A 684-nucleotide genomic window follows, 5' to 3' on the forward strand; every position below is an offset into this window, starting at 1 on the left:
GCCCGCTTTAGCGGGCGAATAGATGGCGGACAGAGAGGTAGCCTCTCCTGTCAGTCTAAACACCGCCTTACAATGGCTAACCCCTCAAAATACTCATATTGACCCGCAAGGGAAATCAAGCGCGATGGCTACCCGTTTTTTTCGGTAGTTCGCGCACGAAAAACCCCGGCTCGCGTGACGGCGAAACCGGGGCTGTTACTCGTTGGATGTGGGGACATCAACGCTTGGCAGCACTTCAAGGCGGAGGGCTGTTCTCTTGAATGTAGCACCCCTGCATCCTGCCGCAATACCCACCCTTCCGATTGTCGATCTTTCGGCATGGATCGACCGCGAACCAGATCCCCGCGAGTTCCTTGTTGACGATCTGATCCCCAACGGCTGCGTTACGGCACTCTACGGCGACGGTGGTTCCGGCAAGACCCTCCTGGCTATGTGGCTGATGGTGGCTATGGCATCGCGCTACAGCCTCCCTTGGCTGGGTAGGAAGGCCAAAGGCTGGAAGTCCGTCGGGCTTTTCGCTGAAGACGACGGCGACGAGATCGTGCGCCGCATCCATCGCATCTGCACCGGCATGGGCGTGGACTACTCCACGGTCGCCCCCAACATTGTGCCGGTAGCCGGTGTCGGCATGGACACTGTGGTCGCTGGCTATGACAACGGGTTTCTCGTTCGCACCCCGCTGAT

Annotated in this window: 1 protein-coding gene; it reads left to right on the forward strand. The window is 59.1% G+C overall.

Annotation, left to right across the window (positions count from 1 at the left end; all coding sequences use genetic code 11):
• Positions 1-256: 256 nt before the first annotated feature.
• Positions 257-684 (forward strand): AAA family ATPase (locus tag OB03_RS12835; protein WP_461344409.1); only part of this gene is annotated, 428 nt, incomplete at its 3' end.

The organism is Brevundimonas sp. GN22 (genome assembly GCF_054824005.1).